Genomic DNA, 21,852 nt, shown 5'->3' with positions numbered 1-21,852 from the left:
CCATTCAACTGAATTGCCAAGCCTAATCAGAAACTTTTATAGTTTATCTAAAACAATAGGAAATTTATCAAATGGAAACAGCACATGGAAATTCACAGTATTTTAAAACTGATCAACTGTTTCTATCCCTATCACCACTGCAACTCAATCTTGATATGGTTACCCAGATTGAAAAAACCTTAGGCCTGAGCCTTATTTCAGAACAACAGCCACATAGGGTTTGTTTTGCCAACCAGAACGCAGAACTTCAGGATGCCTATAAACAGGTGTTTACCGCAACTAATTTACTGGATTATGTTTATGCAGTGTTGATCTCAGAAAAGGGAAATACAAACAGAATACAACTGCTCAGTCCAAGCTTACCCGCGATTCCCTATCCTACTGACAACCTAAATTTCTGGAAATTGGTAAAATTGGGCCAGCAATATCGACTTTCCCTGAGCTAAAGTTTATCAGCCAAAGCCTGAACCACTTCGCCCAGACGTTTACCCTGCGCCTCACACAGGATTTTTTCATCCTGACTGATGCTCTGGTCATGGCGAGGCCCACTGACATGGCTTGCACCATAGGGGGTGCCGCCTGTTTTGGTATTGGATAATGCAGGAATTGAATTGGGTAAGCCCAGTATCATCATGCCATGATGAAATAACGGCGGTAACATGCTCAGCAAAGTACTTTCCTGCCCACCATGCATTGAACCTGAAGAGGTAAACACACAGGCAGGTTTATTGTGCAATGCGCCATTCAGCCACAAACTGGTGGTTTGATCCCAGAAATACTTCATCTCACTGGCCATGTTGCCAAAACGTGTTGGTGAACCAAGCGCCAAACCTGAACAATGGGTGAGATCATCCAGGGTACAGTAAATGTCCCCCTCAGCAGGAATACTCGGCTCTGCCTCAGTCACCACAGTGGCCAGATTTGGAACGGTACGAATACGGGCAGTGACACCCGCAGCCTCGATTCCATCTGCAATCAGGTGTGCCATCTGTCTGGTTGAACCATATTTACTGTAATAGAGAACAAGAACGTAAGGTTGCATCACTTTCAATAATTTTGTTAAAAAGAACACTATACGATATTTTTTATATTTTTAGCGGTAATAAGTCCTGTGAAACGCACAGGATTTTGATTAAAACAATAGGATGAACCCATGCTCTTCGAACGATATCTAAATAAATTGCCTTTTTTAGAAAAAACATGGTTTCAATTTATTGTATTTGTGTTAAGGCGTTTCAAGGCGGATCGCTGTCAGGAACAGGCAGGCTCACTCACCTATACCACCCTGTTTGCCGTTGTTCCCATGCTGACCGTTTTTCTGGTCATCATTTCCTCCATCAAGGCACTGGAACCTGCCCGACAACAACTGCAACAACTGATCTACAGCAACTTTTTGCCTAAAAGCACCATTGCCTTTGACAAGGCACTGAACGCATTTACCGAAAAATCCAGTAACCTCACCGTGATTGGGGTGCTGTTTCTTTTTGTCACCACCGTACTGATGCTGTCTTCGATTGAAACCGTTTTCAATCGTATCTGGCGGGTCAAGGAAACCCGTACAGGCCTAATTGGCTTTATGCGTTACTGGACCATTATTTCACTGGGCCCAATCATTTTAGGCAGTGCGTTTGTACTTTCCTCAACTGTCGCCTCAATGAACATTCTCAGCAACAACTTTGCAGGCTATCAACTCAATGGTTCATTAATCCTATGGTTGATTTCATTTCTACTTACGATTGCTGGCTTCTTCATTTTATATTGGACCATTCCAAACCGCACTGTCCCGATCTTTTCAGCAGTTATTGCCGCCTGTTTCAGTGCAACGGTTTTCGAAACCCTGAAACGTTTATTTGGCTGGATCATGAGCAACTTCACCAGCTATGAAATTGTCTATGGTGCATTCGCTGCCGTTCCCATTTTCCTGCTCTGGATCTATCTGTCCTGGAACATTATTTTATTGGGAGTGGAAGTCAGCTATGCCCTGACTGCATTCCATTCAGGCAAGGAACAAAAGCGCCATCCAATCCTGATGCTACTGGATATGCTGGAACTGTTTTATAAAAAACAGCAAATCGGTGAAAGTGTCAGTGAAACGGAACTACTGGATATTATTGGTCGTGGTGAATTGGGGCGTTTACCTGCCTATGTCCTGCAACTTGAAAATCAAAATCTTATCAAGCGCACGGATAAGGACGAATATGTTCTGGTACGCAATTTGGCGCAGGTTGATTTCTGGAGTTTCTTTACCGCACTTCCTTATCCCTTGCCTTTACGCCCCGATGTTTTCAATATACATCAGGATGATGAATGGATGGAGAGAATTGGTCCAGCCCTGATTGAAAGCAATGACTATCTGGCAGCCAAACTGTCTATCCCACTTTCAACCATTTTTGAGATGTCAACAGAACCGAAATGAGTGCTTATAGCCAATGACTGACAGGTGAGTCATTGGCTATTTTCCGACTTAATTGCACATGCATGATTATGGTCGAACAAACGTATTCCAGTCGTATTCACCCGACTGAGTAATCAGTTTTAGGGTTAACTGGTCATTGGGCTGTAAGGCACCTACGCCCGCAGGTGTTCCCGTCATGATGACATCGCCTGTTTTCAGGCTAAATGCCTGATTAATATTAATCAGTAAGTCAGCAATATCAAAGATCATATCCCGACTGAAACCATGCTGGCGTTCAGCGCCATTGATGGTCAAGATCAGTTCAAGTTCCTGTAGATCACCAATTTCATCAGTTTCAATCCAATCACCCAGAATACATGAACCATCAAAGGCTTTGGAACGTTCCCACGGATGCCCCTTGGCCTTTAGCTCACCCTGTAAATCACGCAGGGTTAAGTCCAGTCCCAGTGTCAGTGCCCCAACCGCTTCCAGCACTTTTTCCCGATCTGTTTCTCCAGACAGGGGATGTGCGATTTGTAGGCAGATTTCACATTCATAGTGGCATTCACCCAAGGCCTTGTTCCAGGTGATACCCTGTTCTAAAGTGCCTAAACTGCTGGGTGGCTTCATGAATAACATGGGACGTTCAGGCATGGCATTGCCCAGTTCCTTGACGTGCTCTGCATAGTTTCGACCGACACACACAATTTTTGATGGATGAATACTCATGGCATTTCCTTATTTATTCGAAAGATTATTTATTTTTTAAAGCTATTTTCAAATTTACTTTGCGCTGCTGAATCCGTAAACGCCCGCTTTGGCACAATCACCACGGTATGGTTTTTCAGTTCCAGCATATAGGTTAGTTTACCAATGGCGAAAGACTGCACCTCGGCATACTGCGCACTTTGCTTTTTACCTGTGGCATAAAGCTCAAAATGATCCTGATACAGGTCAATACCCTGTTCACTCTTGCCAAACTGATAGCGGACAAACTGGCGTTTAAACAACATCGGCAGCAACCAATAGCGCATCAGCCCCTGCATGATCAGGAAAAAGGCACCCAATGCAACGTAGTAACGCCCCACACCCGAAAAACCAAGATAAGCACCCCATACAATAATGGCGATACTAATCAGTGGGGTTAAAAAACGGGTAAAGGTCTTTTTACCAAAGGTCACTAAAGCAAAACCATCCTGAGACTCTTCTAAATTCAGGTAATAACGCAGGGATAGCGCTGGACGTTGTTCAGACATGCTCGACTTCAATTTGTTTCATCATGGATAGGCGTAAATATTACACCAGTTTAGAGGCTAAGACGTTGTTTTACACAATATGGCTATTCTTTACACACAAAAAAATTTATAACTATTTTCCAATTTACTGGCATTGATCAAGATTGAAATGCTGAATTTCTAACTCAGTCACTTATAAAAAATCAAAGGAATGTGATGTCTTATTTTACCCGCCTGCTATGTACAGGTATTTTATTCGGGATAAGTCAAATTGGTTTTACTCAAATCATTACATGGACAGACAATATCCCAAGTGCCTTGCAGCCTTTTCATAACAATCCACAGCTCTTGGCCAGTTATACCCAGGATACTATTTTCATTTATGGCCACCCTGCGGTCAAAACCTCAGTACCCACCCTGAAAAGCAATCCTCAACCCAGTGTCAGCTTTACTTCCGCCGCCATCATCGTTCCCGCCAATACACAACAGGTGGCGAAAACGCTGACGGACTTTAGCCATTATGTAGGACTATTTCCAACCCTAAAATCGGCCAAGACCATTGAACAGTCGGGCAATATCGTACAGGTGAAATACAAGGTCTCAATTCCAACACCAATTCCCGTACTCAATTTCAATGAGGATGTCACGCTGCAACACCAGATCAAGCCAAACAGCATCGCCAGTCTGGTCATTGACGCTCCCATTCCCTATGGGGTCGGAAAACTGGAATGGTTTGCGCTGGATGAGCATCGGACCCTGGTGACATTAACCCAGTGGGGTGACCTCAACCAACCGAAAGGATTTATTTTAAAGAAAATTTTAAACGCGATTCCTGAGGTCAAGCTTGGAGTTCCCAGCACTGGCAACGCCTTTATTCTAGAGGCTTTAAGAACCCGTTTTATTGGACAAAACACTGCTCCACTTGATGGCGGGCAAATGCCAAGCCCTCAACTCAATGCAGCCCAGCTCACAAAAATCGCCCAGCTCAGCCAGACATCACAGCAACCCGTTAGTTTTCTGCATGCCCCAACCACCATCATGTACACGCATGGACGTGAAGCCATGCGGTTTTCCACCACCTATCAGTTTTATAAACAAACACCACAACAGCTACAGAAATGGCTCACTCCATTGGCCTATAAGGATTTATTCCCTCGGCAAATCAAAAAGGTGGTGACCACCCCCATTCAGAATCAGGGACAGGATGCAGATATTCAGGTCAATGTGGGCTTAGGTGTCATTAATATTCCATTTGCCTTTAAACTGCATTTTAATTATCCCAATGCCACTGAAAATAATTTTTATGCCAATGGCGGTGACTTGCGTTTTATTAAAGGCCAGATGGGATTTACCGAGCTTAATCAGGGTACTTTATTTAAAATGACCACCAGCATGAAAATTGATGAAAAAGCGCCATTTTTACTCAGGGCAATGCGAAGCCTGCCGTATCATGACGTATTGCCAGCAGTTGGCGGTAATGCGGTATTTGTACAGAAAATCAAGGCAAAGGCATAAGGCACAAAAAAACCGCATTTAAGCGGTTTTTTTCAATCTTTATCTTTCGATAAGTCAAATTGGTGCGCTCAGAGAGATTCGAACTCCCGACCCCTTAGTTCGTAGCCAAGTGCTCTATCCAGCTGAGCTATGAGCGCGTATTTGATGGAGGGCATTATACGCATTTTTTTCCAATTGATAAGAACTTTCGCTCAAAACAAGTTTAACTGATTATAGATTCAACACTTTCTGCTTAAAAATCTGCATACATAAACGAAACATTTATTTTCAATTCAAATACAGGCTTATAAATTGTTTATTAGAAACAATAAAAATATCCATTTTCACATTCTTTTCTTATTTAATTTCAACATAATAAAATTATTTTAATTTAACTAAATAGACTGTTAATGGCCTAAAACCCTGTATTTTCCCTGCCTCTTGATGGCCTTTGCATATATCCCGCCTAAATTAAATATATCGTTAATCAAATATAAGCTTTTGATTTATTTAAACTTCAAAATAATATAAAAATATCATGATAAAAATAACCATATTGACAATAAATAGATAACCAATAAATACTATTGATTAAATTATGAGACATGAGTCACATAATTATTTAGAAGTAAATAAAACAAAACTCCAATAATTATAGGTATATCGATATGTTATTTAAAAGTATTTTATCACCAATTACAGGCATCCTCTTTCATTCTAATAGCAATAGCCAAACAACGACTACACCTATAACTCACACGACGAATAACGTGGTGGTCGATAGCAGTACAGTCACTACAAATAGTGGCCTTAACGGCGGGCAAGGCTTATTAAATGGAATTTCAGCAGATAATGGTCAACAGAACTATGGTGCTGGTGTAGGTAACGGTTACGGTCTCACTTTCCCTCTTCCTTTCACAACAGCTTTCCATTCAATCAACAATCCAGCCACAGGCACAACACCAGCCATCAATACAACCTCAACCAGTTCCTCCGTTTTGCTCCACGATAACGACACCACCAATAATGGCAATACAGGTACTGCTGGCAATGGCAGCAGTGGCGGCTTATTGAGTGGCGCGGCGGCAGGTAATGGTGATCACAATTATGGCGTTGGCAATGGTAACGGGGATGATGTCAATCTCACGCCTTCCCTAACCATGCCATTTGATGCCGTAGGCAGTTCAATTTCTGCCGTTGGTGGTGGTACTCATGCGATCAACACTGCACCCACCACTTCTCAGGTCATCATTGAAGACAATGACATAACCAACAACAGCAATAGCGGCGCTGGTGCGGCGGGTAATGGCAATGATGGCGGTTTACTGACGGGCGTTTCAGCAGGCAATGGTGAACATAACTATGGTGTCGGCAATGGCAACGGTGACGATGCCAGCATCACCACACCATGGACCACACCTGTTCAGGCTGTGGGCACCTCAATTTCTGCGATTGGTGCAGGAGATATAAACTCAGTTAATACAGCCACCACAAGCTCTACCACCCATATCCAGGATAATGACAGCACCAATAACAGCAATAACGGTACAGGTGGTGCAGGCAATGGCAATGGTGGTGGCTGGGGTAATGGCCCTGCTGCGGGCAATGGTGAACAAAACTATGGAATCGGCAGTGGCAATGGTGATGATGTAGATGCCACCATGCCAGTCACCGTCCCATTTCAGGCGGTAGGCAATGCCATTACTGGAGTGGGTGGCGGCGATGTCAATTCTGTGAACAACACCTCAACCAGTTCCAGCACACTCATTGAAGACAATGACACGATCAACAACAGCAACAATGGTGTCGGTACAGCGGGTAATGGCAATGGTGGTGGTTTATTAAACGGTGTTTCAGCAGGCAATGATGAACACAACTATGGTATTGGCAATGGCAACGGTGACGATGTTGATATCACAACGCCATGGACGACTCCTGTTCAGGCTGTAGGAAATGCAGCCACCATCATTGGCGGTGGAGATGTTAATTCTGTCAATACATCAGCAACAACCTCCACTACACATATTCAGGACAATGACACCACCAATAACAGCAATAATTCGACAGGTGTTGGAAATACAGGGGTTGGTGGCTTAGGCAATGCTCCTGCGGCAGGCAATGGTGAACAAAACTACGGGATTGGCAATGGCAACGGCGATGATGTTGACGGCACCATGCCTGTAACCGCCCCATTCCAGGCACTTGGTAACTCAATCGCAGGGATTGGTGGTGGTGATGTCAGCTCAGTCAACACTGCACCAACAACCGCAACCACCATTGTTGAAGACAACGATACAACCAACAACAGCAGTAATGGCGTTGGCGCTACAGGCAATGGCGCCGATGGCGGTTTATTAAATGGTGTTTCAGCAGGCAATGAGGAAAACAACTACGGTATCGGCAATGGCAACGGTGACGATGCCAGCATCACCACACCATGGACGACACCTGTTCAGGTACTGGGCAACTCATTTGCAGGCGTAGGCAGCGGTAATGTTGACTCAGTCAATACCGCACCAACCACAACATCAAACCTAGTACTCGACAATGACACCACCAACAACAGCAACAATGGTGCTGGTGGCAACGCAGGCAATGGTATTGATGGCTGGGGCAACGGCCCTGCTGCGGGCAATGGCGAGCAAAACTATGGTATTGGCAACGGAAATGGTGATGATGTTGACATTACGGCACCTGTTACCTCCCCTGTCCATATCTTTGGCAATTCCGTTGGCAATGCCGATAATTGCGATGACAATAGCGTTTCCTCAACCAATATCGCACCAACCACAACCTCAAATGTTGTTTATGACAATGACACCATCAACAACAGCAATAACGGTGTAGGTGGCGATACAGGCAATGGTCTTGGTGGTGGTTTACTCAATGGTGTATCGGCGGGTAATGGTGAACACAATTATGGTATTGGTAATGGTAACGGCGATGATGTTGGCTGGACATCTCCAATCGTAACACCAGTCAATGCAATGGGTAATGGTGTTTCCTGGTTCGGTACAACCAGTGAGGGTGCAGGCAATACCTCACATAATGTGGCCACAACCAACACCACAAATACCGTTCATGACAATGACACCACCAACCAAAGCAATAATGGAACAGGCGATGCGGGTAACGGCATTGGTGGTCTGGTCAATGGCTTTGGTGCGGGCAACGGTGAGCAGAACTACGGTATCGGTAATGGCAACGGCGATGATGCTGATGTTACTGCACCATTTACAGCACCAATGAATGCCCTGGGTAATGAGGTTAGCGCATTTGGCAATGCGCACAATTCATCCCATAACGATGCATCCACCACCACAACCAACAATGTCTATGACAATGACACCACCAATAACAGTAACAACGGTTCTGGGGTTGACGGTACGGCAGCCAATGGCATTGGTGGTTTACTGAATGGTTTTGGTTCAGGCAATGGTGAGCATAACTATGGAATCGGCAACGGCAATGGCGATGACGCAAGTATCGTCATGCCAGTCACCATGCCAGCAAATGCACTGGGCAACTCATTCTCTGGACTAGGAAATGCAACCTCGGATTCAGTCAACAACTCATCCACCACCACCGTAAACCACTTTGAAGATAATGACACCACCAACAATAGTAACAATGGTACAGGGCTTGGTGGAGTTTCTGGGAATGGTATTGGTGGCTGGGGCAATGGTGCAGCGGCAGGCAATGGCGACCATAACTACGGCATTGGCAACGGAATTGGCAACGACACCAGTATTGTCATGCCAATCGCCACCCCACTCAGCGCTTCAGGCAATGCATTCTCTTTCCTGGGGGACGCAACCTCCAACTCAGTCAATGATTCATCAACCACGACCACAAACTACTTCCAGGACAATGACAGCGTCAATAACAGCAATAGTGGTGGTGTTGGCGGCACAGGTAGTGGTTTAGGTGGTCTGCTCAATGGTGTTGGCGCAGGCAATGGTGAACACAATTTCGGTATTGGCAATGGCATTGCTGACGATGCAGGTATTGTCGCGCCGATTACCGCACCTGTGAATGCCTCTGGTAATGCATTCTCCATCTTTGGTGACGCAACATCAAACTCTGTCAACAACTCATCCACCACAACGACAAACTATTATCAGGACAATGACACCACCAACAATAGTGGCAACAATGGCGGCAGTGGTGGTACAGGTGGCGGCGCATTAAACGGTGTATCCGCAGGGAATGGCGAACACAATTATGGTATTGGCAATGGTATTGCCGACGATACCAGTATTGTGATGCCAATCACCACACCAGTTAATGCATCGGGTAATGCATTCTCCATCTTTGGCAATGCAACATCAAATTCTGTCAACAACTCATCAACCACAACCAACAATCACTTCCAGGACAATGACAGCACCAACAACAGTGGCAACAACGGTACTGGTGGAACAGGTGGTTTGGGTGGCGGATTACTGAATGGTGCCGCTGCGGGCAATGGTGAACAAAACTATGGTATTGGCAATGGGATTGCCGATGATGCCAGCATTGTGGCACCAATTGCGATACCAGTGAACTTCTCAGGAAATGCAATTTCGTTATTTGGAACCGCAACTGCAAACTCAACCAATAATGCGGGCACAACCACCCACAATACTTTTGAGGATAACAATACCGAGAACAATACGGGCAGCAATGGCACAGGTGGCGTACTGGGTGGCATTGCGGCAGGTAATGGCGACCATAACTACGGCATCGGTAATGGTGTGGGTGACGGTGCGAGCTTGCTGACACAAATTACCATTCCCATTAATTTCTCAGGCAATGCGATCTCTGTACTTGATTTAAATGCTGTAGGAAATGGTGACCTGATTACGCCAGCAACAAATCTGGTGACTCTCGTTACTGGTGATGCTGACAGTACAGGTGTATTGGGCACAGCAATGGGTGCGGTTGATGGCGCAGCAACCAGTATTGGCAACATTACATATAGCTTGGGTAATGGCAATCCTCTTGATATTCTCACAGGTACAATCGGCGGCGTCATTGGTGGAGATAGTGGTAATCCACTTGAAATCGTTACTGGTACGATTGGCGGTGTAATCGGCGGTGACGGTGGTAATCCTATTCAAATCATTACCGACACCATCAGTGGCATAGTAAATGTTGACTGTGGATGTGATGGCGATGGTGACGGTGGCCCTCTTGGTGCGGTCACTGGAATCATTGATGGCATCACAGGTGGAATTGGTGGTGGTGATGGCGGTCCTCTTGGTGCAGTCACTGGAATCATTGGCGGCATCACTGGTGGAATTGGCGGCGGTGACGGCGGTCCTCTAGGCGCAGTCACTGGCATCATCGGTGGTATCACAGGTGGAATTGGTGGCGGTGATGGCGGTCCTCTAGGCGCAGTCACTGGCATCATCGGTGGTATCACAGGTGGAATTGGTGGCGGTGATGGCGGTCCTCTAGGCACAGTAACTGGCATCATTGGTGGTATTACTGGTGGAATTGGCGGCGGTGACGACGGTCCTCTCGGTGCAGTCACTGGCATCATCGGTGGTATCACAGGTGGAATTGGCGGCGGAGACGGCGGTCCTCTAGGCGCAGTGACTGGCATCATTGGCGGCATCACAGGCGGAATTGGTGGCAGTGACGGCGGTCCTTTGGGCGCGGTCACTGGAATTATCGGTGGCATCACAGGTGGAATTGGTGGCGGTGATGGCGGGCCTCTCGGCGCAGTCACTGACATTATCGGCGGCATTACTGGTGGAATTGGCGGTGGTGACGGTGGTCCTCTTGGTACAGTGACTGGCATCATCGGTGGTATCACAGGCGGCGATCTGAGCAACAACCCTGTTACTGGTGTGGTTCAAACAGGTATTGACGTGCTTCAGGGTGTGGAAAGCCTTAAAACTGAAATCATCAACACAGGTATTGAAACTGTAGGTGGCACCATCGGTGGCATCTTCCCTCAGGTACACCCAGTTGTGGATTTAACCAACCTCGGTACACTTACCTTTGAAACATCTCGTGACACCGTAAACGGTACACTTGAAATCATTTCTGACCTTGCTGGTGCTGACCTGAATGGTGCGGCAGGTTCTGCAACAGGTGTGATTGGCACACTAATTACCAACGGTTCAACAGCCTCTGGCCTTGTTCAGCATATTGCAGGCGACCTCACTGATGTCGGTGGCATTATCGGCGGTGACGGTGGTCCTCTTGGCACAGTGACTGGCATCATTGGTGGTATTACTGGTGGAATCGGTGGCGGTGATGGCGGTCCTATCGGTGCAGTCACTGGCATCATCGGTGGTATCACAGGTGGAATTGGTGGTGGCGACGGTGGTCCTCTCGGTGCGGTGACTGGAATTATTGGTGACATCACGGGTGGCGACCTCGGCAACAACCCTGTCACTGGCGTGATCCAGACAGGCATTGATGTGCTTCAGGGTGTGGAAAGCCTTAAAACTGAAATCATCAACACAGGTATTGAAACTGTAGGTGGCACTATCGGTGGCATCTTCCCTCAGGTACACCCTGTTGTTGATTTAACCAACCTCGGTACGCTTACCTTTGAAACATCTCGTGACACCGTAAACGGTACACTTGAAACCATTTCTGACCTTGCTGGTGCTGACCTGAATGGTGCGGTAGGTTCTGCAACGGGTGTGATTGGCACACTGATTAACAATGGTTCAACAGCTGGCGGTCTTGTTCAGCATATTGCAGGCGACCTCACTGATGTCGGTGGCATCATTGGCGGTGACGGCGGTCCTCTCGGTGCAGTCACTGGAATCATTGGTGGCATTACAGGTGGAATCGGTGGTGGTGATGGTGGTCCTCTCGGTGCGGTCACTGGAATCATCGGTGGCATCACGGGTGGAATCGGTGGTAGTGATGGCGGTCCTCTTGGTGCAGTGACTGGCATCATTGGCGGCATCACAGGTGGAATCGGTGGTGGTGATGGCGGTCCTCTTGGTACAGTGACTGGCATCATCGGTGGTATCACAGGCGGCGATCTGGGCAACAACCCTGTTACTGCTGTGGTTCGAACAGGTATTGACGTGCTTCAGGGCGTGGAAAGCCTTAAAACTGAAATCATCAACACAGGTATTGAAACTGTGGGTGGCGCCATCGGTGGCATCTTCCCTCAGGTACACCCTATTGTTGATCTGACCAACCTCGGTACGCTCACCTTTGAAACATCACGTGACACCGTAAACGGCACACTTGAAACCATTTCTGACCTTGCTGGGGCTGACATTGGCGGTGCAGTCGGTTCTGCAACGGGTGTGATTGGCACACTGATTAACAATGGCTCAACAGCCTCTGGACTTGTTCAGCATATTACGGGCGACCTCACTGATGTCGGTGGCATCATTGGCGGTGATGACGGTGGTCCTTTAGGTGCAGTCACTGGAATCATTGGCGGCATCACAGGTGGAATCGGTGGTGGTGATGGTGGTCCTCTCGGTGCGGTCACTGGAATCATCGGTGGCATCACAGGTGGAATCGGTGGTGGTGACGGTGGCCCCCTTGGTGCGGTCACTGGAATCATTGGCGGCATCACTGGTGGAATCGGCGGTGGTGATGGTGGTCCTCTTGGTGCAGTCACTGGAATTATTGGCGGCATCACAGGTGGAATCGGTGGCGGTGATGGCGGGCCTCTTGGTGCGGTGACTGGAATTATTGGTGGCATCACGGGTGGCGACCTCGGCAACAACCCTGTCACTGGCGTGATCCAGACAGGCATTGATGTGCTTCAGGGCGTGGAAAGCCTCAAAACTGAAATCATCAACACAGGCATCGAGACTGTGGGTGGCACCATCGGTAGCATCTTCCCTCAGGTACACCCTATCGTTGATCTGACCAACCTCGGTACGCTCACTTTCGAAACATCCCGTGACACCGTAAACGGCACACTTGAAACCATTTCTGACCTTGCTGGGGCTGACATTGGCGGTGCAGTTGGTTCTGCAACGGGTGTGATTGGCACACTGATTAACAATGGTTCAACAGCTGGCGGTCTTGTTCAGCATATTGCAGGCGACCTCACTGATGTCGGTGGCATCATTGGCGGTGACGGCGGTCCTCTCGGCGCAGTCAGTGGAATCATTGGCGGTATTACAGGTGGAATCGGCGGTGGTGACGGTGGCCCTCTTGGTGCAGTGACTGGAATCATCAGTGGCATCACAGGTGGAATCGGCGGTGGTGATGGTGGCCCTCTTGGTGCAGTCACTGGAATCATAGGTGGCCTTACAGGTGGTATCGGCGGCGGTGATGGCGGTCCTCTGGGCGCAGTCACTGGAATCATTGGTGGCATCACTGGTGGAATCGGCGGTGGTGACGGTGGCCCTCTTGGTGCAGTGACTGGAATCATCGGTGGCATCACAGGTGGAATCGGCGGTGGTGATGGTGGTCCTCTTGGCGCGGTCACTGGAATCATTAGCGGCATTACTGGTGGAATCGGGGGCGGTGACGGCGGTCCTCTGGGCGCGGTCACTGGAATCATCGGTGGCCTTACAGGTGGAATCGGTGGCGGTGATAGCGGGCCTTTAGGCGCAGTCACTGGAATCATTGGTGGCATCACTGGTGGAATTGGTGGTGGTGATGGCGGGCCTCTCGGTGCAGTCACTGGAATCATTGGCGGCATTACGGGCGGAATCGGTGGTGGTGACGGTGGTCCTCTTAGTGCGGTCACTGACATTATCGGCGGCATTACTGGTGGAATCGGTGGTGGTGACAGCGGGCCTTTAGGCTCAATCACTGACATTATTGGTGGAGATTTACTCACTGGCATTGCCCAGCCAATCCAAAATGTGATTGGTGGCAACCTATCTCTTGACAGCCTACAAGGCACGGTGAATGGTCTGTTCAGTAGTGATGGAGGTTTACTTGGTAATGTGGGTGAGCTTATTTCCATCAACGCAGGAGGAAGCGGTGAAGATTGTGGCTGTGGCACCAATAGTACACCCCATACAGGCGTTGACAGTATTTTAAACTCTGTCCTCGGTCCAGTAACTGGCAATCATGGCATCGCTGTAGGTGAACCAAATCCAAATGGCGGGTCTTTAGCTGATCTGGTTTCATTACCAACATCTTTACATAACGTGACTGACAATCTGTTTGGTTCGTTATTCCATCATTTCTAATAAAAAATGACAAAAAAGCCGCTGTCATCAGCGGCTTTTTTTATAACGATTATTTTTTATAGCCTAGCTTCAAATTACAGGCACAAAAAAACCGCAATTAAGCGGTTAATTTTTTTAAGTTGGTGCGCTCAGAGAGATTCGAACTCCCGACCCCTTAGTTCGTAGCCAAGTGCTCTATCCAGCTGAGCTATGAGCGCATTACTTATGTTGCCAATTCAGGCATGTGTTACTTTTAATCTTTACTTGGTGCGCTCAGAGAGATTCGAACTCCCGACCCCTTAGTTCGTAGCCAAGTGCTCTATCCAGCTGAGCTATGAGCGCCTTAAGTAAAGTGGCGGTGAGAGAGGGATTCGAACCCTCGGTACAGTTACCCGTACGCATCCTTAGCAGGGATGTGGTTTCAGCCACTCACCCATCTCACCGTAACACGAGCGCAATAATACAAACTAAAACTACATTACACAAGCAATGTTCCTGTTTTTTTCTGTTTTTTTATATCAATCAAATATTTTTTAATCAATTTTTGTTTTTTTCAGCATTTTTTAGTCCAACGCTTGTTAATATAGTGTTCTCTCCTTTATTCAGATCGGTGTAACAAACAGAATCTTGCAATCTTTGACGTGCAGTTAAAGTTTGAATGACTTATGCTAAACCGATCTGCCAGATGTGAATTGAAACGATATGACTACAAATTGGGTTGATCCCGAAGCAAAAGCAGAAGCTGAACGTTACGATAATCCTATTCCGAGCCGAACCCTTATTTTAACTACATTAGAACAATTACAAACTGCACAATCCCATGCGGAACTTGTGGACCACTTTAATATCCCAGATCAAAAAAGTATTGATGCACTCAACCACCGCTTAAGCGCAATGGTACGTGACGGTCAACTGATGAAAGACGGATTTAAGTTCCAGCCTGCAACAGACTTACCGAGTCATGAAGCAACGGTCTATATCAACAGCAAAGGACTGGGCACTGCCAATATTGCAGGTCAGGATGATGTGCTTTTACCTGAACGGGAGTTACGCTTGGTGTTTAATGGCGATCGCGTTAAGGTGCGCCAGACCTCTGTTGACCGTAAAGGTAAAGCCTGGGGTTTTATTACCGAAGTGGTGCAACGTCGTGTTAAACAGATTATTGGTAAAGTGGCTGAACATGAGGGTGAATACTTTATTCAACCCAGCAATCCAAACCAACATCAGCCAATTACGCTGGAAAAAGAACTGATTGAACATGCCAATGCCAAAGTGGGCGATATGCTACGCGTTGCCATTGATGACTACCCGACCCGTGAAGAACTGGCAACAGGTCATGTGGTTCAGTCTATGGCAGATAAAGCCGATACCGAGATTATTATTCCGCAGACCATCCTAGAGTTTGGTTTGCCTTATGAATTTCCAGAAGCGGTCATTAAAGAAGCTGAAAGCTTTAAAGAACCGTCTGAACAGGATCGTAAAGGTCGTGTCGATCTACGTGACTTGCCACTGGTCACCATTGATGGTGAAGATGCCCGTGACTTTGATGACGCAGTCTATGCGGAGAAGCGTGCAGGTGGTGGTTATCGCGTGGTGGTGGCAATTGCGGATGTGAGCCATTATGTACGTTTGGACTCACCTTTAAATGAAGAAGCGGAAGATCGTGGTACATCGGTTTATTTCCCCCATTTCGTGCTGCCAATGTTGCCAGAAGCATTGTCGAATGGTTTATGTTCTTTAAATCCTCATGTTGACCGTCTATGTATGGTCTGTGATTTAAAACTTTCACGCGCTGGTAAAGTCACAGGTTATGAATTCTACCCTGCGGTCATGCACTCCAAAGCACGTTTGACCTATAATCAGGTGGCGACTTATTTTGACGGCGCAACCGATGCCATTCCACAAGATAAAAGCGTTCATAAATCGTTAAATACCCTATTCCAGCTTTATCAGACACTAAAAGAATTACGTGCCAAACGTCATGCAATGGAATTTGAAACCATTGAAACCTATATGACCTTTGATGAGTTGGGTGGAATCAAGGAAATCTTGCCACGTAGCCGTAATGATGCACATAAATTGATCGAAGAATGTATGTTGCTGGCCAACGTTGCCGCAGCAGAATATTGTCTGGAACATGACATTCCAATGCTCTATCGTGTGCATGAAGCACCAGAATTCTCACGTATCCAGAAAGTGCGTGATTTTGTCAAATTGCTGGGCTTGCCTTTCCCAGAGCAGCCAACACAGGCCGATTATCAACGGGTCATTGAAGCAACCAAAGATCGTATTGATGCACCAAGTATCCATGCGGTATTGTTACGCTCAATGATGCAAGCCTATTATGGGGCAAAAAATTCAGGGCACTATGGCTTAGCGTATGAAGCCTATACCCATTTCACCTCACCAATTCGTCGTTATCCAGACTTATTGTTGCATCGTGCGATTAAAGCCTATCTTGACAAGAAAGTTTATCCTCTTTCAGGCGCAGCTTTAGATGATGCAGGTGAACATTTCTCTCAAACCGAACGTCGTGCCGATGAAGCCTCACGTAGTGTCACCACATGGTTGAAATGCCATTATATGCAACAGCATTTAGGTGATGAGTTTGTCGGTATCATTAGTGCGGTGACTGAGTTTGGCCTATTCGTGACACTCAAAGATTTATATGTCGATGGTATGATTCATGTCAGCCAGCTCGGTGAAGATTATTTCCTATATGATCAAGCCAGCCAAAGCCTGGTTGGTCAGAATCGCGGTCAATCCTTTAGTCTCGGCGATGAAGTCAAGATTCTGGTTGCAGGCGTCAATCTGGAAGAACGTAAAATTGACTTTCAATTGGTACAACAGTTGACGCATTTGGGGCGTGTGATTCGCCAGAAAGCACCTCGCACCACATCTGTCAAAGCTCCAGCAACTGAAGAGGTTTTTAGTAAACCATCCACAACGTCCCAAGTCAGTGAAGATGGTGAAAAGCCTGTTCGTAAGAAAAAGGATAAGAACAAACCAAGTTCTTATACCAAAAAACCTGCTAAAAAAGCAGCAGCCAAGCCTGAAACCAAAGAGAAAGCCAAGAAGAAAGTGAAAAAGAAAAAGGACAATGCAAAAGCAAAAAGTGAGTAGCCTATAAGTAAGAGAGCTTCGGCTCTCTTACATTTTTAATTCTAAAATAAACTATTTATTGTATCTAAAAATATAAATCATTTTATGTCTAAACATCACATCTCAAAATACAACCATCATTTGTATACTTATATTCCTTTGTTCCTTTTAAGCTGTAGTACCGTCATTTATTTTTTATGGAGTAATTTTTCTCCGACAGTCCCAGTAAAAATTATAGCATTGATGATTGCCAGCTTGCTCTATGTCTTACTTCTGCTTTATTTCCTCCATCTTAAAAAGAATCAAGAATGGATTATTCCTCGCCAATGGAAAAATGTACAAAAGAAACCTAGACTTTATTCACTTGTTGTTTTCCCTATATTTATTATTTCTATACTGTGGTTCAACTTGGCTGGGGTTCTACCGATGATATGGACATATGCTACTGGAAATACTAAGATAACCTGAATCACGGATAAGCCATAGACTTGAAAAAGAGAAGGACTAGAGCCATCAGTTAGTTACCACACAAAACTTACGACTCTAGTCCTTATGTTCGATAGTACCCAATTATTCTGTATAATTGATGATTTCTTTCTAAAATTTGAATCAGTTTACTGGAAATTCTTAAAGCAAAATCTTAAATGCCTAAGAATTCGCCCTGCACAGCTCAGTATTTCTGAAATTGTCTTTATTGCAATTTGGTATAAACATTCACATTTCAATAACTTTAAAGCATTCTTTACGGCACTGAGACATAACTATCTTCATTTATTCAAAAGCCTGCCTTGTTACCAACGTATGATTTACCTGATCAATACTCATCAACTGGCTTTACATGCCTTACATTTCGCCCTGATGAAAGATCAGCAAAGTTCTTATTTATGGATCGATTCAACGACATTGGCTGTCTGTAAAAATCAGCGAATAAAAAGACATAAATCGCTAGCAGCAATTGCAACTCGTGGTAAAAGTTCTATGGGTTGGTTCTTTGGTTGTAAGTTGCATGTACTTATGAATCAGTCAGGTGAAATACTCAGCACAGCTTTATCAAATGGGCATACAGCAGATATAAAAATGGTTGAACAGTTAGTCAAAGGAATGACTGCTAAATTGTATGCTGATCGTGGCTATATTAGTCATGAATTAAAGAGTAAATTAAGAGTACAAGATATTGATTTAATTACCTATCACCGAAAGAACATGAAATCTATACAGTTATCAAAAGCAGATGAATACCATCTGAAACAACGCAATAAAATAGAAACTTTATTCAGTTTGCTGAAGGGGGCGTACAATCTAGTGACGACTAGAGCGAGAAGTGTTGCAGGCTATTTAGCTGGTATTTATGCATCTTTATGTGCTTATCAAATATGTCATCAAAACAAGCCGATGATTCGTATTATGGAAATATCGGCTTAAACAAGATTCGGGTTAAGATAATAGAGACATCTGCTATTATCGAAAAAAAACGTACTAAAAATTCAACTATCTATTTTTTTAAAACGATTTATTCAAATATCCCTCTTTTTATTATCACATCAAAAGAATATGAAGTATACAAAGACCATCAACTGCAATTAAAGCTTTCTACTCGTCAAAGTGCGTTTGGAACTTATATTCTATCCATCGATGAAATTCAAATAGCAACGGAAAGCTCAGCTAATAAATAATGAATTAAGCTTGATTTCTCCCTCTCAAAGCCCTACATCTATAACTATGTTTAAAGATGATATGGCAAAAATACAATGACACTACAGCAAGCGACTCTTCCCGTTCCTCAATTTGATCAAATTCAACTTGCCGACTTAAAACAACAGATTGAACAAAACATTCAAAATGGACAGAACTTTTTAAATCAACTCAATGAAGTCCCACAAGGTACAGAAGCTCAACTCGCCACTTTGACCGAAGTTGATCAGCTTGAAAATAACATGAGTGAGTCATGGGGTATTTTGTCACACCTCAATGCCGTGATGAACAATGCGGAAACCCGTGAAGTCTACCAGGCTCTGTTACCGAGTCTGAGTGAATACTATACTCAGCTTGGGCAACACACGGCGCTATATCAAACCTATCAACAGATTCATGACAGTACCATTTTCCAGACCCTCAGCGAAGCACAACAAAGTGCCATTAAACTAGCATTACGCGACTTTAAACTTTCAGGCGTTGCACTTGAGGGCGAAGCCAAAAAACGCTATGCAGAAATTTCAGCACGTTTATCTCAACTATCTTCTGACTTTTCCAACCATGTACTTGATGCAACCCAAGCCTATTTCAAACCTTTAACAGAAGTGCAACTGAAAGGCTTACCGCAAAGCAGTGTTGAACTTTCAAAGCAATACGGACAACAACGTGAGCTTGATCAAGCAGTTGCGACATTGGACTTTCCTGCATATTTTGCGATCATGACCTATGCCGATGATCGTGAGTTGCGAGAAGAGCTGTACAAAGCCTATGTCACCCGTGCATCAGATCAATCGGATAAAACCGAGTTTGATAACACGCCTGTGATGGAAGAAATCCTGAGCTTACGTCAGGAAATGGCACAACTGCTCGGCTTCAATAATTTTGCTGAATACTCCCTTGCCAGCAAAATGGCACCTGATGTTGAAACCGTCAATCAATTCCTGGTCGATCTGGCAGAACATGCTCGCACCCCTGCACTGGCTGAAATTGCAGAACTAAAAAGCATTGCCCAACAGGATGGGATTGATGAACTTAAACCGTGGGATGCCACCTATTACTCTGAAAAGCTAAAACAGCAACAGTTCAACCTTTCTCAGGAAGCACTCAAACCGTATTTCCCTGCACCGAAAGTGGTTCAAGGTTTATTTCAGATCGTACAGCGCCTTTACGGTATCCAGATCGTTGAACGCCAGGCACCTGTTTGGCAGGATGATGTGCGTTATTTTGAAATTGAAGATCAGGGCCAAGTGGTCGGTGGCTTCTACTTTGATTTATATGCACGCAATGGCAAACGTGGCGGTGCATGGATGAGTGGTTTCCGTTCCCGTGTACAAACTGCTAATGGTCTACAAAAACCCATTTGCTACATGGTCTGCAACTTTACCCCACCAATTGGTAATCAACCTGCCCTGCTGACCCATGATGAAGTGATTACCTTGTTCCATGAGTTTGGTCATGGCTTACACCATATGCTGACCGAAGTGGACAATATCTCAGTTGCAGGGACGCACGGCGTCGCTTGGGATGCAGTGGAGTTACCAAGTCAGTTTATGGAATTCTGGGCATGGGACAATGAAAGTCTTGATGTGCTCAGTGAACATACCGAGACCAAGCAAACATTACCACAGGAACTATTATCGGCCTTGTTGAATGCACGTTTCTTCCAGTCAGGCATGCAAACGCTACGTCAGATTGAATTTGCCTTGTTTGATTTAACAATTCACCGCCAAACACCTGCTTTAAACAGTCAGCAGATTCAGGAAACGCTGAACGATATTCGGGCCAAATTTGCAGTGGTGCCCACAGTTGCCTATAACCGTTTCCAGCATAGTTTTAGCCATATTTTTGCGGGTGGCTATGCTGCGGGCTATTACTCCTATAAATGGGCTGAAGTTTTAGCCAGTGATGCCTTTGACCGCTTTGAAAGCGAAGGTATTTTTAATACCGAGACTGGCAAAGAGTTTAGAAAGTTTATTCTAGCAGTTGGCGGAAAAGATACGGCGCTTGATGCGTTTCGCAATTTCCGCAAAAGAGACCCCAAAATAGATGCATTATTACGCCATCAAGGTTGGACGAACACGGATAAAACCGCTTAAACTACGTCATTATTGTTCACAGGATGGTATTAACTGACATGAAAAGACAGTTCATCGCGGGTGCAAAATGTCCCAAATGCGGAGCGTTAGATCGTGTGGTTAAGATCATCACTGTGGATGACGAGTGGATTGAATGTATCGACTGTGCTTATAGTGAAAAACGTCCGACCCATGTGGAAGAACCGCAACCCGCTGAGCCAGATGAAATTGGGGTGATACAGTTCAAACCTCGTCGTTTTGACTAGAAGGTTAAAAATGATGTCCACATACCAAACAGAAAATTCCAGATTATTATGGATGATAATTGGTGGAATTAGTGTTGTGGTGGTGCTATTTCTTGCTGTGCAATGGTTTTTGGCACAAAAGGATCAGCAGTCAGCCAGCACACCAACACAACCTGTTGCAGCAAAACCAGTTGCGACAGTAAAACAGCAAACCGCTGTTACACCTGAACCAACAGCAGTCAGCAGTGAAGTTGCCGAACCAATCCAGTTGGTTAAGGAATCAATTATTAAAGAGCCGCTTCCAGCAAATGACAGTTTGGCGAAAGAGGAAATTGCCAAACTGGATGATATTCATCAACAGCTTAAGGATCAGCAGCAGGAACTCAAGCAGCAGCATGATGATGTCGATGCACTGCTTAAGCTCAAAGAGGAACAGGTCAAGCTTCTGGAAGCGCAAATTGCGGCACAGAAATAAGTCAAAATAAAATGAGAAAAGCTTTAACCTCA

Annotated in this window: 12 protein-coding genes, 4 tRNA genes and 1 pseudogene; 10 read left to right on the top strand and 7 right to left on the bottom strand. The window is 45.5% G+C overall.

All coding sequences use genetic code 11. From position 1 onward, the window contains the following. Positions 1-71 precede the first annotated feature (71 nt). A complete protein-coding gene (locus QLH32_RS13345; RefSeq protein WP_283266589.1) occupies positions 72-446 on the top strand; it encodes a type ISP restriction/modification enzyme in 375 nt (124 codons plus the stop codon). Here QLH32_RS13345 and wrbA read toward each other — a convergent pair. Then, the gene (wrbA, locus tag QLH32_RS13340) at positions 443-1,042 is read right to left on the bottom strand and encodes an NAD(P)H:quinone oxidoreductase (RefSeq protein WP_283266588.1); all 600 of its coding nucleotides are present in this window, start codon (positions 1,040-1,042) and stop codon (positions 443-445) included. The two genes, QLH32_RS13345 and wrbA, sit on opposite strands and share 4 nt — an antisense overlap. A gap of 111 nt (positions 1,043-1,153) precedes the next feature. Between wrbA and QLH32_RS13335 the strand changes: the two genes are divergently transcribed. Further along, positions 1,154-2,416: a YihY family inner membrane protein gene (locus QLH32_RS13335; RefSeq protein ID WP_283266587.1), complete on the top strand. Its 1,263-nt coding sequence runs from the start codon at positions 1,154-1,156 to the stop codon at positions 2,414-2,416. 66 nt (positions 2,417-2,482) lie between these two features. Here the strand turns inward: QLH32_RS13335 and QLH32_RS13330 are convergent, their stop codons facing one another. After that, positions 2,483-3,124, bottom strand: a complete 642-nt coding sequence (locus tag QLH32_RS13330) for a fumarylacetoacetate hydrolase family protein (RefSeq protein ID WP_283266586.1) — start codon at positions 3,122-3,124, stop codon at positions 2,483-2,485. Between the two features lie 29 nt (positions 3,125-3,153). Further along, positions 3,154-3,651: a YcxB family protein gene (locus QLH32_RS13325; RefSeq protein ID WP_283266585.1), complete on the bottom strand. Its 498-nt coding sequence runs from the start codon at positions 3,649-3,651 to the stop codon at positions 3,154-3,156. Positions 3,652-3,846: 195 nt separating this feature from the next. Here QLH32_RS13325 and QLH32_RS13320 point away from each other — a divergent pair, with 195 nt between their 5' ends. Next, on the top strand, positions 3,847-5,145 hold the full coding sequence (locus QLH32_RS13320) for an SRPBCC family protein (RefSeq protein ID WP_283266584.1): 1,299 nt from the start codon (positions 3,847-3,849) through the stop codon (positions 5,143-5,145). Between the two features lie 60 nt (positions 5,146-5,205). Here QLH32_RS13320 and QLH32_RS13315 read toward each other — a convergent pair. After that, positions 5,206-5,282, bottom strand: a tRNA-Arg gene (locus tag QLH32_RS13315). A gap of 510 nt (positions 5,283-5,792) precedes the next feature. On the opposite strand from QLH32_RS13315, the gene QLH32_RS13310 reads away from it, so the two are divergent. Continuing rightward, the gene (locus QLH32_RS13310) at positions 5,793-14,252 is read left to right on the top strand and encodes a beta strand repeat-containing protein (protein WP_283266583.1); all 8,460 of its coding nucleotides are present in this window, start codon (positions 5,793-5,795) and stop codon (positions 14,250-14,252) included. Positions 14,253-14,372: 120 nt separating this feature from the next. On the opposite strand, the gene QLH32_RS13305 is transcribed toward QLH32_RS13310, so the two are convergent. The 3 genes from QLH32_RS13305 to QLH32_RS13295 all read right to left on the bottom strand — a co-directional run bounded on the left by QLH32_RS13305 (position 14,373) and on the right by QLH32_RS13295 (position 14,674). After that, positions 14,373-14,449: transfer RNA gene (locus tag QLH32_RS13305), tRNA-Arg, on the bottom strand. Positions 14,450-14,496: 47 nt separating this feature from the next. Then, positions 14,497-14,573 (bottom strand) — tRNA-Arg (locus QLH32_RS13300). A gap of 11 nt (positions 14,574-14,584) precedes the next feature. Next, positions 14,585-14,674: transfer RNA gene (locus QLH32_RS13295), tRNA-Ser, on the bottom strand. Positions 14,675-14,933: 259 nt separating this feature from the next. Here QLH32_RS13295 and rnr point away from each other — a divergent pair. From rnr to QLH32_RS13265, 6 genes and pseudogenes are all read left to right on the top strand, one after another. Further along, on the top strand, positions 14,934-17,354 hold the full coding sequence (rnr, locus tag QLH32_RS13290; protein ID WP_283266582.1) for a ribonuclease R: 2,421 nt from the start codon (positions 14,934-14,936) through the stop codon (positions 17,352-17,354). Positions 17,355-17,885: 531 nt separating this feature from the next. Further along, the gene (locus QLH32_RS13285) at positions 17,886-18,755 is read left to right on the top strand and encodes an IS982 family transposase (RefSeq protein WP_283266581.1); all 870 of its coding nucleotides are present in this window, start codon (positions 17,886-17,888) and stop codon (positions 18,753-18,755) included. Positions 18,756-18,769: 14 nt separating this feature from the next. Then, positions 18,770-19,006, top strand: a pseudogene (locus QLH32_RS13280) (hypothetical protein); the annotation flags it as partial. 75 nt (positions 19,007-19,081) lie between these two features. Next, positions 19,082-21,121: a M3 family metallopeptidase gene (locus tag QLH32_RS13275; RefSeq protein WP_283266580.1), complete on the top strand. Its 2,040-nt coding sequence runs from the start codon at positions 19,082-19,084 to the stop codon at positions 21,119-21,121. A gap of 38 nt (positions 21,122-21,159) precedes the next feature. Further along, complete coding sequence (locus QLH32_RS13270) at positions 21,160-21,366, top strand: YheV family putative metal-binding protein (protein WP_283266579.1); 207 nt, start codon at positions 21,160-21,162, stop codon at positions 21,364-21,366. Positions 21,367-21,376: 10 nt separating this feature from the next. Further along, the gene (locus QLH32_RS13265; protein ID WP_283266578.1) at positions 21,377-21,820 is read left to right on the top strand and encodes a hypothetical protein; all 444 of its coding nucleotides are present in this window, start codon (positions 21,377-21,379) and stop codon (positions 21,818-21,820) included. Positions 21,821-21,852 lie beyond the last annotated feature (32 nt).

Origin of the sequence: Acinetobacter corruptisaponis (assembly GCF_030053775.1) — a bacterium.
Taxonomy (GTDB): Bacteria; Pseudomonadota; Gammaproteobacteria; order Pseudomonadales; family Moraxellaceae; genus Acinetobacter; species Acinetobacter corruptisaponis.
Note: the sequence above shows the minus strand (reverse complement) of the source record. Positions and strands in the feature narration are given on the sequence as shown.

Excerpts from the sequence above, each read along its gene's own strand:
- QLH32_RS13345 (WP_283266589.1), top strand. The coding sequence starts at position 72 with ATGGAAACAGCACATGGAAATTCACAGTATTTTAAAACTGATCAACTG.
- QLH32_RS13325 (WP_283266585.1), bottom strand. The coding sequence starts at position 3,651 with ATGTCTGAACAACGTCCAGCGCTATCCCTGCGTTATTACCTGAATTTA.
- QLH32_RS13265 (WP_283266578.1), top strand. The coding sequence starts at position 21,377 with ATGATGTCCACATACCAAACAGAAAATTCCAGATTATTATGGATGATA.
- QLH32_RS13310 (WP_283266583.1), top strand. The coding sequence starts at position 5,793 with ATGTTATTTAAAAGTATTTTATCACCAATTACAGGCATCCTCTTTCAT.
- QLH32_RS13335 (WP_283266587.1), top strand. The coding sequence starts at position 1,154 with ATGCTCTTCGAACGATATCTAAATAAATTGCCTTTTTTAGAAAAAACA.
- rnr (WP_283266582.1), top strand. The coding sequence starts at position 14,934 with ATGACTACAAATTGGGTTGATCCCGAAGCAAAAGCAGAAGCTGAACGT.
- QLH32_RS13275 (WP_283266580.1), top strand. The coding sequence starts at position 19,082 with ATGACACTACAGCAAGCGACTCTTCCCGTTCCTCAATTTGATCAAATT.
- QLH32_RS13285 (WP_283266581.1), top strand. The coding sequence starts at position 17,886 with ATGTTCGATAGTACCCAATTATTCTGTATAATTGATGATTTCTTTCTA.
- QLH32_RS13330 (WP_283266586.1), bottom strand. The coding sequence starts at position 3,124 with ATGAGTATTCATCCATCAAAAATTGTGTGTGTCGGTCGAAACTATGCA.
- QLH32_RS13320 (WP_283266584.1), top strand. The coding sequence starts at position 3,847 with ATGTCTTATTTTACCCGCCTGCTATGTACAGGTATTTTATTCGGGATA.
- wrbA (WP_283266588.1), bottom strand. The coding sequence starts at position 1,042 with ATGCAACCTTACGTTCTTGTTCTCTATTACAGTAAATATGGTTCAACC.
- QLH32_RS13270 (WP_283266579.1), top strand. The coding sequence starts at position 21,160 with ATGAAAAGACAGTTCATCGCGGGTGCAAAATGTCCCAAATGCGGAGCG.